Source organism: Streptomyces sp. TP-A0356 (assembly GCF_001417775.1).
Classification (GTDB): Bacteria; Actinomycetota; Actinomycetes; order Streptomycetales; family Streptomycetaceae; genus Streptomyces.
On sequence record NZ_BBZJ01000021.1, the window covers coordinates 370,381 to 387,022 of the forward strand.

Below are 16,642 nucleotides of genomic sequence, written 5' to 3' on the forward strand. Positions count from 1 at the left end.
TGCGGCCGACACCGCTCTCCTGACGGACACCGCCCCCTTGCCCGCCGTCCCGGCCGCTCCGCCCGTCCCGGCGGGGGCCACGACCGCTCCCGCCACCCTCGAAGCCCGCGGGGTCTCGGCCTGGTTCGGCAGCCACCAGGTGCTCAGCCGGGTCTCCCTGACGATGCCCGCCGGTCAGGTCACCGCCCTGATCGGCCCCTCCGGCTGCGGCAAGTCGACGTTCCTGCGCACCCTCAACCGCATGCACGAGCTCATCCCCGCGGCGGCGCTCGCGGGAGAGGTGCTCTTCGAGGGCGAGGACATCTACGCCCCCGAGCGACGCCTGACGGACGCCCGGCGCCGTATCGGCATGGTCTTCCAGAAGCCCAACCCCTTCCCCGCCATGTCCATCTACGACAACGTGGTGGCGGGCCTGCGTCTGACGGGCACGCGGGTGAGCCGTCGCACCAAGGACGAACTGGTCGAGGAGTCCCTGACCCGCGCGGGCCTGTGGAAGGAGGTCAGGGACCGTCTCCGCCAGCCCGGCGGCGCGCTCTCCGGCGGCCAGCAGCAACGTCTGTGCATCGCCCGCGCCCTGGCCGTACGTCCCCGGGTGCTGCTCATGGACGAGCCGTGCTCGGCGCTCGACCCCACCTCCACCCGCCGCGTCGAGGAGACGATCCAGGAACTCGTCGGCCAGGTGACGGTCGTGATCGTCACCCACAACATGCAGCAGGCGGCCCGCGTCTCCCACCGGTGCGCCTTCTTCCTCGCCGAGCAGGGCACCCCCGGCGGCATCGTGGAACACGGCCCGACGGAGGACATCTTCGGCACGCCGAAGGACACGCGCACGGCGGACTACGTGGCGGGCCGCTTCGGCTGAACCTCCGGCGGCCTCAGCCCTCCCTCGGCGGCTTGCGGGCCAGCAGGAACGCCCGCTGCCGTTTCCCGTCGCCCTCCGGCTCCAGCAGCGTCCGGGCCCGCGGGTGCAGGCCCGCCTCGGCCAGCAGCGTGCTGATCGTGGCAGCGCCGTACCAGTAGCAGTCCAGGGCCAACTCGTGTCCGAAGCGTTCCGTCAGGTGCTGGTGGTCGTCGTCGCCCGTCCGGAAGGCCACGAGAGCGTGGCCGCCCGGCACCAGGACCCGGCGGAACTCGGCGAACAGCGCGGGCAGGTGCTCCCGCGGCACATGGGTGACCGAGTACAGCGCCGCGATGCCGCCCAGCGTCTCCGGCGGCAGGTCCAGGGCGGTCATCGTGCCCACATGGAAGCGGAGTCCGGGATGGGTGCGCCGGGCCAGGGCCACCATGCGCGGGGACAGATCGACGCCGAACACCGGCACGCCGAGGGCGTCCAGTCTCGCCGTGACATGGCCGGGGCCGCAGCCCAGGTCGGCGACGGGCGCGGTGCCCTGCGCCCGCACCAGGTCCCCGAAGGCGGTGACCAGGGCGCGGTCCACGGGGCGGGCCGCCAGGCCGTCGGGGACGTGCGCGGCGTAGTCGGGGGCCATGGCGTCGTACGACGCCCGGGCGGTCCGTATGAAGTCCGGGTCCTCGGCGTTCACGGTGGTGCACGTTACCCGGCTGGGTGCAGGGGGCGGGGGCGGCTGCCGAAGGGTTCATCCCCGCGCCATGTGGGCGTCGGCCACGGCACCGGGGCGAACCGCGACGTTTCCGGGGCGGCGGCACGGCGGCGCGGCGTGGTATCCGTGAGGCAGGGGAATGCCTCGGGCCCACCGGGCGTTCCCCCGACGGGCCCTCGACACGGGAGCGGTCCCGTGCAGGGATCACCGGGTGCCTCGACGGACGCCGGGACGGATCCGCGGTCACCCCGGCGGACCCGCCTCCTCAGGATCCCGTCGCCCGGAAGACGGGCGAGTTTACCCACCCCCACCGCCGGCCATGCGGCGTGCGGCCACCTTTTCCTCCTCTGTCGGGCTGAAGTTTTGTTGATCGAGGGGAGATCGGCCGCCCGATCGCCCTACCCTTCAAAGGGTGAACCAATTGATGTCCCGAGAGTCCGAGGCCGATCACCCCGGGGACGCGGTGCTCCCCGGCGCGCTGCCCGAGGCGCTGCGCGCCGAACTCGTCGCCTTCCGCCGCGACCTGCACATGCACCCGGAACTCGGCAACCAGGAGTTCCGCACGACCGCCGCGATCAAGGGCCGCCTTGAGCAGGCGGGACTCGCTCCGCGCGTGCTCGACACCGGCACCGGCCTCTTCTGTGACATCGGCGACCGGGACGGCGTACGCCCCATGCTCGCGCTGCGCGCCGACATCGACGCGCTCCCCATCCCGGACACCAAGGCCGACTGCGCCTACCGTTCCACCGTGCCCGACCGGGCCCATGCCTGCGGACACGACGTGCACACCACGGTCGTCCTCGGCGCCGGGCTCGTCCTCGCCGAGCTGCACCGCCAGGGGCGGCTTCCGCAGCCGGTGCGGCTGGTCTTCCAGCCCGCCGAGGAGGTCCTCCCGGGCGGTGCCGCCGACGCCATCGAGTCCGGTGTCCTCGACGGCGTCGGACGGATCATCGCCGTGCACTGCGACCCCAGGGTCGACGCGGGGCGCATCGGGCTGCGGCACGGCCCCATCACCTCCGCCTGTGACCGGCTGGAGGTCGCGCTCGACGGCCCGGGCGGCCATACCGCGCGGCCCCATCTCACCACCGACCTCGTCACGGCGGTCGCGCGCGTCGCCACCGAGGTGCCGTCGCTGGTCGCGCGCCGCGTCGACGCCCGCAGCGGCCTCGGGGTCACCTGGGGACGCATCGAGTCCGGGCACGCCCCGAACGTCATCCCGCAGCACGCCGAACTCTCCGGGACCGTACGCTGCCTGGACCTGGACGCCTGGCGGCAGGCGCCCGACCTGGTGCACGCGGCGATCGACGAGATCGCGAACCTGTACCGGGCGAAGTCCGAGATCAACTACATCCGCGGAGTGCCGCCCGTCGTCAACGACATGGTCGTCACCGAACTGCTGCGCGACGCCATGACCGCGCGCCGCGGTGCCCCGTCGGTCGAGGACACCGAACAGAGCCTCGGCGGCGAGGACTTCTCCTGGTACCTGGAGCACGTGCCCGGCGCCATGGCCCGTCTCGGCGTCCGCAGGCCCGGCGAGCGGACCGTCCGCGACCTCCACCAGGGCGACTTCGACGTGGACGAGCACGCCATCACGGTCGGCGTGGAACTGTTCACGGCGGCGGCGCTGCTGGACGCGGAGCGCTAGGGCCCGGGATGGCCGGAAGGGGTGCCCCGGTTGGCACCCCTTCGTCCGCTTGCGTCACTTTGACGTAACGGGCGGCGCGCAAACGTAACCCGGTGGCGGCACGAATCGATAACGGCCATGAGGAACCCCGTTCCCCTCCTCTTCTACGCGCGTTACTGTGCGCCGAAATCGCTGCGGTGGCGGCGTACTGGGGAAGCGGTCCGGTGACGGTGCCGTGGGGATGAAGGGGTGCTTGCTGTGCGTCTGATCTCTCGGAGGACTAGGTTCTCCCAAGCTGCGGTGGCCGTCGCGGTCGTCGCCCTCGCGGCCGCCGGGTGCGGCAAGTCCAGCACCGATTCCACCGGCAGCTCGGACAAGAACTCGTCCGGCTACACGGGCAAGGGCATAGGCCTGGCCTACGACATCGGCGGCAAGGGCGACCAGTCCTTCAACGACGCCGCCTTCGCCGGTTTCCAGAAGGCCGAGAAGGACTTCAAGATCAGCGGCCGGGACATCGAGCCGCAGGACGGCGAGTCCAGCGCGGACAAGGTGCAGCGTCTGGAGCAGCTCGCCAAGGCCGGCTACAACCCGATCGTCGGCGTCGGCTTCGTCTACGCGCCCGCCGTCAAGGAGGTCGCGGCCAAGTACCCGAAGGTCACCTTCGGCATCATCGACGACAACACCGTCCAGACGAGCAACGTCGCCGACCTGGTCTTCCACGAGGAGCAGTCCTCGTACCTGGCGGGTGTCGCCGCGGCGAAGACGACCAAGAAGAACCACATCGGCTTCATCGGCGGTGTGGACATCCCGCTCATCCACAAGTTTGAGGCGGGCTTCGACCAGGGCGCCCGGTCGGTCAACCCGAAGATCAAGATCGAGTCGCAGTATCTGACCCAGACCGCCCAGGAGGGCGGCTTCTCCAGCCCCGACAAGGGCAAGGAGGCGGCGAGCGGCCAGATCGCGGCGGGCGCCGACGTGATCTACCACGCGGCCGGTCTGTCCGGCCAGGGCGTGATCCAGTCCGCCGCCGAGCACAAGGTGTGGGCGATCGGTGTCGACTCGGACCAGTACCAGCAGAGCGCCCTGGCCAAGTACAAGGACTACATCCTCGGCTCGGCCCTGAAGAACGTCGGCGGCGCGGTGTACGACCTGGCCAAGTCGGTCGTCGAGGGCAAGCCGCTGACCGGTGAGCAGCGTGGCGACCTCAAGTCGGGCGGCGTCGGCTTCGCGGACTCCAACCCCAAGTACCAGGCGATGAAGGACGTGGTCGCGGCGGTCGACAAGGCCAAGCAGGACATCATCGACGGCAAGATCACCGTCAACACGAAGTGACGCCGTCGGTCACCCGACGACCAAGGGGCGCCCCCGACCGAAGCACCGGCCGGGGGCACCTTGGTGTCTGCCGGTCGGTTCGTACGGTGCCCCGGACGGGGCCGCGGGCTGCCTCCGCGGAGTGTGCGGTTCTGGGGGACTGCCTCCCGCAGATGCGCCCATGGGCTGGCCGCCGGCCGGCCCGCGCGGCGTGCCCTCCGGCCCGTGGGTGACTTCCACGGTGTCTTCCTTGGCGCCTGGGGACTGTCTCCGGTCGGGTGTCCGCGTCACGGCCGTCGGCCCCTCCGTGCGGAGCCGCCCCCGGTGCCTGGGGACTGTCTTCGGCGATGTGCCTCGTCGCGGCCGTCGGCCTCTCCGCGCGGTGCCGCTCCGCCGCGGCCCGCCGACCGCCTCCCGCCATACCCACGGAGGCCGTCCCGACGTCCCACGGAGGCCCGTCCCACGGAGGCCTACCGGCCGCTTCTGCCACGGGCCCCCATCGCGGCCGTCGGCCTCTCCCGCCAGGGGCCCGCCGAGACCGGTCCGCCCCACCCGCCGGCCTCGCGCCCCCCGAGCTCTCGCGCCCCGCCGGCCTCGCGCCCCCCGAGCTCTCGGCGCCCCACCGCCACGCGCCCCGCCACCCACCCGCCTCCCCAGTCATGAGGTCCCCCGAACCCCATCAGTCACCCTCGCAAACCACCCTCCCCCGGCCCCCTCAACCCGCAGACCTCAGCTCCTCCCCCCGCCCCCCAACCCCGCAGACCTCAAGCCCCCCACAGCCCCCACAGGGCCCCGCACCCCCACCCGAGAGCGCCTCCCCTTGCCTGCCGCAAGCGCCGTACCGCTCTCCGTAACCTGTGCGACATTCGCGGCCACATCTCGATAACGGACCGGACAGAAGGGGTTTTCCGTCTGGTCTACGCGCGTTACGCTGCCGCGGAACCAGCGCCTGGTATGGGCGCACGCACAAAGGAGTCTCGTTCCATGCGCCGGGTGTCCCGAATCGCCGTTGCTGGCGTTGCAACCGCAGCCCTCGCTGTCACCGTATCCGCCTGCGGCAGCTCGTCCACCGAGTCGGCCGGCGGCGGCAAGAGCAAGGGTGTCGGCCTCGCGTACGACGTCGGCGGCAAGGGCGACCAGTCCTTCAACGACGCCGCGTACGCCGGCTTCCAGAAGGCCGAGAAGGACTTCGGCGTCGGCGGTCGAGACGTCGAGCCGCAGGACAACGAGTCCGACGCCGACAAGGTGCAGCGCCTGGAGACGCTGGCCAAGTCCGGCTACAACCCGGTCATCGGCGTCGGCTTCGCCTACGCGCCCGCCGTCAAGGAGGCCGCCGTCAAGTACCCGAAGGTCACCTTCGGCATCATCGACGACAACACCATCCAGGCGAAGAACGTCGCCGACCTGGTCTTCCACGAGGAGGAGTCCTCCTACCTCGCCGGTGTCGCCGCCGCCAAGGTCACCAAGAAGAACCACATCGGCTTCATCGGCGGCGTGGACGTCCCGCTCATCCACAAGTTCGAGGCGGGCTTCGTCCAGGGCGCCAAGTCGGTCAAGCCGGGCATCAAGATCGAGTCGCAGTATCTGACCCAGACGGCCCAGGAGGGCGGCTTCTCCAGCCCCGACAAGGGCGAGAACGCCGCGAACGGCCAGATCGACGCCGGTGCGGACGTCGTCTACCACGCGGCCGGCCTGTCCGGCCAGGGCGTCATCAAGGCCGCCGCCGCGCACAAGGTGTGGGCGATCGGTGTCGACTCCGACCAGTACCAGCAGAGCGCTCTGGCGGCGTACAAGCAGTACATCCTGACCTCCGCCCTGAAGAACGTCTCGGGCGCGGTGTACGACCTCGCCAAGTCGGTCCTCCAGGACAAGAAGCCGCTGTCCGGTGAGGTCCGCGGCTCCCTCGCCAACGGTGGTGTCGGCCTCGCCGACTCCAACCCGGTGTTCAAGAACAACGCCGACCTGCAGGCCGCGCTGAAGAAGGCCGAGCAGGGCATCAAGGACGGCACGATCAAGGTCAAGACGTCCTGACCCGTCGGTCCGACGTCCCGACGTCCTGACGCCGTGATCCGCGGCCCGGGGTACCCCGGCCCCGGCATCACGGCGCCGGGACGCGCGGGGCAAGAGGCCATGACAGGCCATGGCCAAGGCGCCGCCGTAATGGCAGCGTTACGGCCACGGAACGGGGTGCGGGAAGGATGACCAACTCGCGCCCCGTTCGCGCGGCAGAATGCTCGGAACGGATTGGAAGCCGGTCGGATCCAGTCAGATCCGGGCACTATTCAAAGCAGGGGCGCTACGCGCGTAGATCGGCCCCTTTTCCAAGGAGAGTGCGCCATCGACGCGTCCAGCAGCCCTCCGCTCACCGCACAGTCGACAACCGCGGTCGAGCTGGCGGGGATCACCAAGCGATTCCCGGGTGTCGTCGCCAACCACGACATCCACCTCACGGTCCGCAAGGGCACCGTGCACGCCCTCGTCGGCGAGAACGGCGCCGGCAAGTCCACGCTGATGAAGATCCTCTACGGCATGCAGAAGCCGGACGAGGGCACCATCACCGTCGACGGCGAGCAGGTGACCTTCCACAGCCCCGCCGACGCCATCGTGCGCGGCATCGGCATGGTCCACCAGCACTTCATGCTCGCCGACAACCTCACGGTCCTGGAGAACGTGGTCCTCGGCAGCGAGAAGCTGTACGGCATCGGCGGCGGTGCCCGTAAGAAGATCAAGGAGATCTCGGACCGGTACGGGCTGGGCGTACGCCCCGACGTCCTGGTCGAGAGCCTCGGCGTGGCCGACCGCCAGCGCGTGGAGATCCTCAAGGTCCTCTTCCGCGGTGCCCGGACCCTGATCCTGGACGAGCCGACCGCCGTGCTCGTCCCGCAGGAGGTCGACGCGCTCTTCGACAACCTGCGCGAACTGAAGTCCGAGGGCCTGTCCGTCATCTTCATCTCCCACAAGCTGGGCGAGGTCCTGTCGGTCGCCGACGACATCACCGTCATCCGGCGGGGTACGACGGTCGGCACCGCCATCCCCTCCGAGACCACCCCGCGCCAGCTCGCCGAGCTGATGGTCGGCAGCGAGCTGCCCACCCCGGAGACCGCCGAGTCCACCGTCACGGACAAGGCCGTCATCGAGGTCAAGGACCTCACCGTCCACGCGGTCGGCGGCCCCTCCCTCGGCGAGCTCGCCGAGCCCGCGGCCGGCGGACTGCTGACCGAGGCGACGGCCGAGACCGCCGGCGAGGTGCGGCGCGTCCTCGACGACGTCTCCTTCACCATCCACGCGGGCGAGGTCATGGGCATCGCCGGTGTCGAGGGCAACGGCCAGACCGAGCTCATCGACGCGCTGATCGGCCTCAAGCGCGCCGACTCCGGGTCCATCTCCTTCCTCGGCGAGGAGATCACCGCCTGGCCCACCCGCAAGCGCCGTGAGCAGGGCGTGGGCTACATCCCCGAGGACCGTCACCGCCACGGCCTCCTCCTGGAGTCCCCCCTCTGGGAGAACCGCATCCTCGGCCACGTCACCGAGCGCCCGAACGCCAAGGGCTTCTGGCTCGACATCAAGGGCGCCCAGGAGGACACGCGGCGGATCGTCGAGGAGTACGACGTCCGCACGCCCGGCATCGACGTCACCGCCGCCTCCCTCTCCGGCGGCAACCAGCAGAAGCTGATCGTCGGCCGCGAGATGAGCCACAAGCCGAAGTTCCTGATCGCCGCCCACCCCACCCGCGGTGTGGACGTCGGCGCCCAGGCGCAGATCTGGGACCAGATCCGTGAGGCCCGCCGCGAGGGCCTGGCCGTGCTGCTGATCTCCGCCGACCTGGACGAGCTGATCGGCCTGTCCGACACCCTGCGGGTGATCTACAACGGCAGGCTGGTCGCCGACGCCGACCCGGCCACCATCACCCCGGAGGAGCTGGGCTCCGCCATGACGGGTGCCGCGTCCGGTCACCTGGAACATGTGGAGGAATCCACGGAAGACGCAACGGACGCCGCCCCGGAGGACGAGGCCTGATGAAGAAGTTCGACAAGGAGCGGGTGCTCCTCGCGGTGGCCGGTCCGGTCATCGCCCTCGTCTCGGCCATCCTGCTCACCTCGGTGGTGCTGATCGCCTCCGGCAAGAACCCGTTCGAGCCGTACCGGCTGATGCTGCAGCAGGTGTCGTTCTCCGACGTCCAGGTGCTGATCCTCAACCAGGCGTCGATGTACTACCTGGCGGCGCTCGCGGTGGCCATCGGCTTCCGTATGAACCTGTTCAACATCGGCGTCGACGGCCAGTACCGCCTCGCCGCGATGATGACCGCGGTGGTCGGCGCGCACATCGCGCTGCCGTCCTTCCTGCAGATCCCGCTCCTCATGCTGGTCGCCATGTTCACCGGCGCCTTCTGGGCCGGTATCGCGGGCTTCCTGAAGACCACCCGGGGCGTGAGCGAGGTCGTCGCGACGATCATGCTCAACGCGATCGCCACCAGCGTCATCGGCTACCTCACCCTGTCCAACGTCTGGGGCGTGCAGGTCGGCAACAACATGACGACCGGCATCATGAAGAAGTCCGGCTGGTTCCCGGGCATCAACCTGGGCCCGAACGTCGGTGAGATCTACGGCCTGGTCTTCCTCGCGATCCTCGCGGGCGTCCTGTACTGGCTGGTCCTCAACCGCACCCGCTTCGGCTTCGACCTGCGCGCCACCGGCGCCTCCGAGACCGCCGCCGCGGCCTCCGGTGTCGACGCCAAGAAGATGGTGCTCACCGCGATGCTGATCTCCGGCGCGGTCGCGGGCCTCTCGGGCCTGCCGCTGCTCCTCGGTGACGCCCACACCTACAGCCTGAGCTTCCCGACGGGCCTCGGCTTCACCGGTATCACCATCGCGCTGCTCGGCCGCAACAACCCGGCCGGCATCGCCTTCGCCGCGCTCCTGATCGCCTTCCTCGACAAGGCGTCTCCCGCCCTCGACTACGCGACCCCGGTCGCGTACGAGAAGGAGATCGCCACCATCATGCAGGGCCTGATCGTCTTCGCGGTCGTCATCTCCTACGAGGCCGTACGCCAGTGGGGTCTGCGCCGCCAGCAGAAGCGGGTCGGCGCGGAGCTGGCCGCCGAGGCCAACAACAACTCGCACAAGAAGGAGGTGGCTGCCTGATGACCACCGCGACCGCGGCGAAGCCGCAGGCGCAGCAGCCCGGCAAGGGCAGCCGCCGTCTCTCGCTCCCCGTACTCCTGCTGATCATCGCGGGCGTACTCATCCTGACCTCGATCGTCCGCCTGATCACCGGTGCCGACGGCATCGACTCGACGGGACAGATGTCCACGGCCCTGCGCCTGGCCGTCCCGATCGGCCTCGCGGGTCTGGGCGGTCTGTGGGCCGAGCGCTCGGGTGTCGTCAACATCGGCCTCGAGGGCATGATGATCCTCGGCACCTGGTTCGGCGCCTGGGCCGGCTACCAGTGGGGCCCGTGGGCCGGTGTCGCCTTCGGCATCATCGGTGGCGCGCTCGGTGCAGTCCTGCACGCCATCGCCACCGTCACCTTCAACGTGAACCACATCGTCTCCGGTGTGGCGATCAACATCCTGGCCCTCGGCACCACCCGCTACCTGTCGAAGTTCACCTTCGAGCATGCGCCGCAGGGCTCCGCCAAGCAGTCCCCGCCGATCGAGTCACTGGGCACCTTCTCCATCCCGGGCCTGTCCAGCGCGCTCGACACGCTCAACCAGAAGCACTGGTTCCTGGTGTCGGACATCGCGGGCCTGATCGGCGGTCTGGTCACCGACCTGTCGCCGCTCACCGTCATCGCGGTGGCCCTCGTCCCGCTGACCTGGTGGGTGCTGTGGCGCACGTCCTTCGGTCTGCGTCTGCGCTCCTGCGGTGAGAACCCGGTGGCGGCGGAGTCGCTGGGGGTGAACGTCTACAAGTACAAGTACATCGCCGTGATCATCTCCGGCGCCTTCGCCGGTCTCGGTGGTGCGTTCCTGTCGCTCGTGGCCTCCAACGTGTACCTGGACGGCCAGACGGCCGGCCGCGGCTACATCGGTCTCGCCGCGATGATCTTCGGCAACTGGCGGCCGGGCGGAACCGCCCTCGGCGCGGCCCTGTTCGGTTACACCGACAGCCTCAACCTGCGTGGCGGCACCACCAACGTCCATGCGCTGATCCTGCTGCTCGCGATCCTGCTGGTGTTCGGGGCGGGATACCTCGTCCGGAAGAAGAAGTACGTCCCCGCCCTGATCACGGTCGTGGTCTCGGCCCTGATGTTCCTCTGGTACGTCAGCACCAGCGAGGTGCCCAAGCAGCTCGTGACCGCGACCCCGTACATCGTCACCCTGCTGGTGCTCTCGCTGTCCGCACAGCACCTGCGGATGCCGAAGGCGGACGGTCTGCCCTACCGGAAGGGACAGGGCAAGTGACCCCGCCTGCCACGGTCGACTGGGCGGCCCTGCGCCAGGAGGCGCGCGCGGCGATGGCCCGCGCGTACGCCCCCTACTCGGGCTACCCGGTCGGTGTCGCGGCCCTGGTGGACGACGGGCGGATCGTCACCGGCTGCAACGTCGAGAACGCCTCGTACGGGCTCAGCCTGTGCGCCGAGTGCGGACTCGTCTCACAGCTGCAGAACACCGGGGGCGGCCGGCTGACGCACTTCACGTGCGTGGACGGCAACGGGGACATCCTCGTCCCGTGCGGTCGCTGCCGCCAGCTGCTGTACGAGTTCGGCGGCCCCGGCCTGCTCCTGGAGACACCGGCCGGGATCCTGCCGATGTCCGAGATGCTGCCGCAGGCCTTCGGGCCGGACCATCTCACCAAGTAACTCCCGTGCGGCCCCTCCGAGTCGCCCGCCGCGGCGTCGGAGGCTCGGAGGGGCCGCACACCTTCGGAACTTCGGAAGGAAGCCATGGCCATGGACGCCATCTCCGTCATCCGCACCAAGCGGGACCGCGGTGAGCTGAGCGACGAGCAGATCGACTGGGTCATCGACGCGTACACGCGGGGAGAGGTGGCCGACGAGCAGATGTCCGCGCTCGCGATGGCCATCCTGCTCAACGGCATGAACCGCCGTGAGATCGCCCGGTGGACCGCCGCGATGATCGCCTCGGGCGAGCGCATGGACTTCTCGTCGCTGTCGCGTCCGACGGCCGACAAGCACTCGACGGGCGGCGTCGGCGACAAGATCACTCTTCCGCTGGCCCCGCTGGTCGCCGCCTGTGGCGCGGCCGTTCCCCAGCTGTCCGGCCGCGGCCTCGGCCACACCGGCGGCACGCTGGACAAGCTGGAGTCGATCCCCGGCTGGCGCGCGCTGCTGTCCAACGAGGAGATGCTGTCCGTGCTGGAGGGCGTGGGCGCGGTGATCTGCGCGGCGGGCGACGGCCTGGCACCCGCGGACAAGAAGCTCTACGCGCTGCGCGATGTGACGGGCACGGTGGAGGCGATCCCGCTGATCGCTTCGTCGATCATGTCGAAGAAGATCGCGGAGGGCACGGGCTCCCTGGTCCTGGACGTGAAGGTCGGCTCGGGCGCCTTCATGAAGACGATCGAGGACGCGCGTGAACTGGCCTCCACCATGGTCGGCCTCGGCACGGACCACGGTGTGAAGACGGTGGCGCTCCTGACGGACATGTCGACCCCGCTGGGCCTCACGGCGGGCAACGCCCTGGAGGTCCGCGAGTCGGTGGAGGTCCTGGCGGGCGGGGGCCCGGCGGACGTCGTCGATCTGACCGTGGCCCTGGCGCGCGAGATGCTCGACGCGGCGGGCGTGAAGGACGCGGACCCGGCGAAGGCCCTGGCCGACGGCTCCGCGATGGACGTCTGGCGCCGCATGATCGCGGCCCAGGGCGGCGACCCGGACGCGCCGCTGCCCACCTCCCGCGAACAGCACGTGATCAAGGCGCCGTCCTCGGGCGTCCTGACCCGCCTGGACGCCTACGACATCGGCGTCGCTGCCTGGCGCCTCGGTGCGGGCCGCGCCCGCAAGGAGGACCCGGTGCAGGCGGCGGCGGGCATCGAGATGCACGCCAAGCCGGGCGACACGGTGACGGAGGGCCAGCCGCTGCTGACCCTGCACACGGACACGCCGGAGCGCTTCGAGTACGCCCTCGAGGCGGTGACGGGTTCCTACGACGTCGAGCCGACCGGAACGGCCTTCACGGCATCGCCGGTGGTGCTGGAACGAATCGCCTGACCTGGGCCTTCTCCTTCGCGCGAACGGGACCGGTGGACCGCCACCGGTCCCGTTCGGTATGCCGGGACCGGCGACGCACCGATACACGGTGCCGACGCCCTTCGACCTCTCCGTCGACACCGGCCAGTTCCCGGCTGGCCAGTCGTTCACGCCGCCGCACCACTCGGCCCCGATGACTTCGGCGGCCCCGCTCGGTCTACCCACCGTGGACGCCGAGACACCCCCCGTACTCGTACTGGCCGGCCTCGTCACCCCGGACGAGGTGGCGCGGCTCGGGAATGACGTGCGGGGGCTGCTGGAGGCCAGTGGGGCCGAGGTCGTCGTATGCGACGTCTCTGCGCTGTGGCCCATACAGCTCGCGACGCTCGACGTACTGGCCCGGCTCCAACTGACCGCCCGCCGTGCCGGGGGCCGTATCCGGCTGCGTGATCCGGCCCCCGCCCTGCGCGCGCTACTCGACCTCGTCGGCCTTCCCATCGAGGTGGAGGGGAAGATCGAACAGCGGGAACCAGCGCTTGGTGTCGAGGAAGAAGTGGAACCCGGTGAGCCGGCCCTCTGAGATCTCCAGGATCTGAACCGCCCAGGCCGTGAAGCCGCCCGTGTCGGGGTCGGGCTTGTACTGGGCGAAGCCCGGCAGGCCGTTGACCGCGACCGGCACCAGCCGCGAACCCTCGCAGGCGGAGCCGATCGTCGTCATGAAGCCGGTGATGTCAGGGGTGCCGCGCAGCCACAGGTCGAACGGCGGCATCGTCATCACCGCGTCCTCGTGCAGCAGGGCCGTCAGCGCCGCCATGTCGTACCCCTCGAAGGCCGCGACATAGCGCTCCAGGAGCTTCTGCTGCTCCGCGTCCAGCGGGTCGGAGACGGCGGCGTCGGCGCCCTGCGCGCTCCTGTCCGCCAGCGTCGCGCGCGCCCGCTGCAGCGCACTGTTGACCGAGGCGACCGAGGTGTCCAGGAGCTCGGCGACCTCGCTCGCCCTCCAGGCCAGCACCTCCCGTAGGATGAGCACCGCCCGCTGCTTGGGCGGCAGTTGCTGCAGGGCGGCCATGAACGCGAGCCGCACCGACTCCTTCGCCACGGCGGCCTCGGCAGGGTCGCTCACCGCCGGTAGCACCCGGGCGTCCGGCATCGGCTCCAGCCAGGTGTTGTCCGGGCGCGGGGAGAGGGCGGCCTGGGCGAGCGGGGTGGAGTCGGTGAGGTCCACCGGGCGGGCGCGCCTGTTGCCCGCGCTCAGCATGTCCAGGCAGACGTTCGTCGCGATCCGGTACAGCCACGAGCGCAGGGAGGAGCGGCCCTCGAACTTCTCGTAGCTCCGCCAGGCGCGGACCAGGGTGTCCTGCACCGCGTCCTCGGCCTCGAAGGAGGAACCGAGCATGCGATAGCAGTAGCCCGTCAGCTCGACCCGGTGCTTCTCCAGCCGGACGTCGAGGTCGTCCGCCGTCGCCGTGCTGTCACTCATGGTCCACCCACCCCTGTGGCCGTTCCTGTCGCGCACCTTTGCGCCCCAGCACTTCGGAAGCTACCGCAGGCCACTGACAACGGCTCCCGGAGCGCGGGAAAGCGCAGGTCCGACGGGGGATGGGAGGGCGGGAGCGGGTGCCGTCCCCCCCATGGTCACCGCATGGACCGCGCGGGCGGGCGGCACCCGCTCCGGCTCAGGCCGTCGCCAGGCGTCGTTCGACGCGGGCCGCCCTGGACCCGAACAGCGTGATCGTCACGACGCCGAGCACCGCCAGCACGCCCATGCCCACCGTGCCGGCCCAGCCGCCCGAGTGGAAGGCCACCGCGCCGAGCGTGCTGCCGGTGCTGGAGCCGACGTAGTACGCGGACTGGTAGAGGGCGGAGGCCTGCGCGCGGCCCCGCTTCGCCGTGTGGCTGACCGCCGACGACGCCACCGCGTGGCCCGCGAAGAAGCCGGCCGTGATCAGGACCAGGCCCAGCAGGACCAGCGGCAGGGCGGAGGCCAGGGACAGCAGCAGGCCCGCCGTGGTCGTACCGGCGGCCAGGTAGAGAGCCCCGCGGCGGCCCAGACGGCCCACCAGCCTGCCCGCCGTCGACGCCGACACCGTGCCCACCAGGTACACCAGGAAGATCGAGCCGATGATGCCCTGCGGCAGCCCGAACGGCTCCTCCGTCAGGCGGTAGCCGATCACCGTGTAGACGCCGCCGAACACCATCATGAACAGCGCGCCGATCGCGTACAGCCGGCGCAGCAGCGGGTCGGCGAGGTGGTCGCCGACCGTGCGGGCCAGGAGGCGGGGCCGCAGCGAGCCCGGCCGGAAGTGCTTCGGTGCCGGGAGCAGAAGGCGGAAGGCCACCGCACAGGCGACCGCGATCACACCGATCGTGCCGACGGAGACCCGCCAGCCCCACTCCTGCGCGACCCAGCCGGTGATGACCCGGCCGCTCATCCCGCCGACGCTGTTGCCGGCCACGAACAGCCCGATCGCCGTGATCAGCGCCTTGGGGCTGACCTCCTCGGCCAGATACGCGGTCGCCGACGCCGGCAGTCCGGCCAGCGCCGCGCCCTGCACCGCGCGCAGCGCGATCAGCACGCCCAGGGACGGGGCGAAGGGGACCAGCAGGCCGACCGAGACCGCGACCGCCAGCGACGCCGTCATCAACGTACGCCGTCCGAACCGCTCGGACAGCGCGCTCATGGGCAGGACGAACAGCGCCAGTGCGCCGGTGGCGCCCGACACCGTCCAGCTCGCCGCGCTCGCCGACACCTCGAAGTCCCGGGAGACGAGCGGCAGCAGGGCCTGCGTGGAGTAGAGGAGGGCGAAGGTGGCGACGCCCGCGAGGAACAGGGCGAGGCTCATCCGGCGGTAGCCGGGGCCACCCGGGGTCATACGGGAGTCGGCGGCGGGGACGGTTGCGGCATCGGCGCCCACGGTGGTGGACGCCCCGGTATCGGCGGCAGGCATGCTTCGAACGTACGGACCTCACCGTTCATCCGTCCAATGCACAGAAACCCCATAATCGTTCCCATGGTGCATCAGCAGAGGTCAGCCGGGAGCTTGTCACCATCCAGTGACACAGAAGACATCGTCGCGCTGCTTGCGCCCCGCCTGGCGTACTTCGCGGGCGTCGCCCGCACCGAGCACGTCACGCGGGCCGCGCAGGAGATGCAGGTCCCGCAGTCCACCCTGTCCCGCGCGCTGGTCCGGCTCGAACAGGACCTGGGCGTCGAGCTGTTCGCCCGGCGCGGCCGCACGGTCTCCCTCACCCCGGCCGGCCGTACGTTCCTCGCCTCCGTCGAGCGTGCCCTCGCGGAGATCGAGCGGGCCGCCGACGAGGTCCGCGCGGACGCCGACCCGGCCACCGGCAAGGTCGCCTTCGGCTTCCTGCACACCATGGGCGCCGAGACCGTACCCGGTCTCCTCCACGCCTTCCGCGCCGACCACCCACGCGTCCGCTTCAGCCTCGTCCAGAACTACGGCGAGGCGATGCTGGAGAAGCTGCGGGCCGGTGAACTGGACCTGTGTCTGACCTCCCCGGTGCCCGACGCCCCCGACCTGGTCGCCCGCCGCCTGGACGAGCAGAAGCTGCGGCTGGTCGTGCCCGCCGACCACCGGCTCGCGGGCCGCAGGCGCGTCCGTCTCGTCGAGGCCGCCGACGAGACGTTCGTGACCCTCGAACCCGGCTACGGCATGCGCCGCATCACCGACGACCTGTGCCGTGAGGCCGGATTCAAGCCGCGCATCGCCTTCGAGGGCGAGGAGGCCGAGACCCTGCGCGGCTTGGTCGCCGCGGGGCTCGGCGTGGCGTTGCTGCCGCCGCCCGCGGTGCCTCGCCCCGGGGTCGCCGAGCTGACGGTCACCGCGCCGCGGGCGGCGCGGGAGATCGGCGTCGCATGGCTGGCGGGACACGTCGACACTCCGCCGGTCGCCGCCTTCAAGAAGTTCCTGCTGTCCCGGAGGGGGCGGTTGCTGCCCGACTGAGGGTGCGGGCCCGTCGTGGCCGCTCGCGCCCTTCC

14 protein-coding genes are annotated in these 16,642 nt (G+C 70.9%); 11 read left to right on the forward strand and 3 right to left on the reverse strand.

Features of this window, described 5'->3' with window-relative positions:
- Positions 1-37 precede the first annotated feature (37 nt).
- Positions 38-862 carry a phosphate ABC transporter ATP-binding protein PstB gene (pstB, locus tag ASC56_RS22585; protein WP_055493393.1) on the forward strand — a complete coding sequence of 275 codons (825 nt, stop codon included), beginning with the start codon at positions 38-40 and terminating at the stop codon, positions 860-862.
- A 13-nt stretch (positions 863-875) separates the two neighbouring features.
- Here the strand turns inward: pstB and ASC56_RS22590 are convergent, their stop codons facing one another.
- Positions 876-1,541 carry a class I SAM-dependent methyltransferase gene (locus tag ASC56_RS22590; RefSeq protein ID WP_055493309.1) on the reverse strand — a complete coding sequence of 222 codons (666 nt, stop codon included), beginning with the start codon at positions 1,539-1,541 and terminating at the stop codon, positions 876-878.
- Between the two features lie 442 nt (positions 1,542-1,983).
- Between ASC56_RS22590 and ASC56_RS22595 the strand changes: the two genes are divergently transcribed.
- The 9 genes from ASC56_RS22595 to ASC56_RS22635 all read left to right on the forward strand — a co-directional run bounded on the left by ASC56_RS22595 (position 1,984) and on the right by ASC56_RS22635 (position 13,222).
- Positions 1,984-3,204 (forward strand): amidohydrolase, encoded by a 1,221-nt coding sequence (locus ASC56_RS22595; RefSeq protein ID WP_055493310.1) that lies wholly within the window; start codon positions 1,984-1,986, stop codon positions 3,202-3,204.
- Positions 3,205-3,483: 279 nt separating this feature from the next.
- Entirely contained in the window at positions 3,484-4,515 is a 1,032-nt protein-coding gene (locus ASC56_RS22600; RefSeq protein ID WP_055493311.1) for a BMP family protein, read from the forward strand.
- Between the two features lie 963 nt (positions 4,516-5,478).
- The gene (locus ASC56_RS22605) at positions 5,479-6,525 is read left to right on the forward strand and encodes a BMP family protein (RefSeq protein WP_055493312.1); all 1,047 of its coding nucleotides are present in this window, start codon (positions 5,479-5,481) and stop codon (positions 6,523-6,525) included.
- 306 nt (positions 6,526-6,831) lie between these two features.
- On the forward strand, positions 6,832-8,511 hold the full coding sequence (locus tag ASC56_RS22610) for an ABC transporter ATP-binding protein (protein ID WP_055493394.1): 1,680 nt from the start codon (positions 6,832-6,834) through the stop codon (positions 8,509-8,511).
- Complete coding sequence (locus ASC56_RS22615) at positions 8,511-9,635, forward strand: ABC transporter permease (RefSeq protein WP_055493313.1); 1,125 nt, start codon at positions 8,511-8,513, stop codon at positions 9,633-9,635. The genes ASC56_RS22610 and ASC56_RS22615 overlap by 1 nt, the downstream gene beginning before the upstream one ends.
- Positions 9,635-10,897, forward strand: a complete 1,263-nt coding sequence (locus tag ASC56_RS22620) for an ABC transporter permease (RefSeq protein ID WP_055493314.1) — start codon at positions 9,635-9,637, stop codon at positions 10,895-10,897. Before ASC56_RS22615 ends, ASC56_RS22620 begins: the two co-directional genes overlap by 1 nt.
- Entirely contained in the window at positions 10,894-11,295 is a 402-nt protein-coding gene (locus ASC56_RS22625; protein WP_055493315.1) for a cytidine deaminase, read from the forward strand. The genes ASC56_RS22620 and ASC56_RS22625 overlap by 4 nt, the downstream gene beginning before the upstream one ends.
- 90 nt (positions 11,296-11,385) lie before the next feature.
- On the forward strand, positions 11,386-12,663 hold the full coding sequence (locus tag ASC56_RS22630; protein ID WP_199836042.1) for a thymidine phosphorylase: 1,278 nt from the start codon (positions 11,386-11,388) through the stop codon (positions 12,661-12,663).
- 172 nt (positions 12,664-12,835) lie between these two features.
- On the forward strand, positions 12,836-13,222 hold the full coding sequence (locus ASC56_RS22635; RefSeq protein ID WP_079102661.1) for an STAS domain-containing protein: 387 nt from the start codon (positions 12,836-12,838) through the stop codon (positions 13,220-13,222).
- Here the strand turns inward: ASC56_RS22635 and ASC56_RS22640 are convergent.
- The gene (locus tag ASC56_RS22640) at positions 13,115-14,122 is read right to left on the reverse strand and encodes a sigma-70 family RNA polymerase sigma factor (RefSeq protein ID WP_055493318.1); all 1,008 of its coding nucleotides are present in this window, start codon (positions 14,120-14,122) and stop codon (positions 13,115-13,117) included. The two genes, ASC56_RS22635 and ASC56_RS22640, sit on opposite strands and share 108 nt — an antisense overlap.
- Before the next feature lie 196 nt (positions 14,123-14,318).
- Entirely contained in the window at positions 14,319-15,590 is a 1,272-nt protein-coding gene (locus ASC56_RS22645) for an MFS transporter (RefSeq protein ID WP_055493319.1), read from the reverse strand.
- Between the two features lie 63 nt (positions 15,591-15,653).
- On the opposite strand from ASC56_RS22645, the gene ASC56_RS22650 reads away from it, so the two are divergent.
- Positions 15,654-16,607: a LysR family transcriptional regulator gene (locus ASC56_RS22650; RefSeq protein ID WP_055493320.1), complete on the forward strand. Its 954-nt coding sequence runs from the start codon at positions 15,654-15,656 to the stop codon at positions 16,605-16,607.
- Positions 16,608-16,642 lie beyond the last annotated feature (35 nt).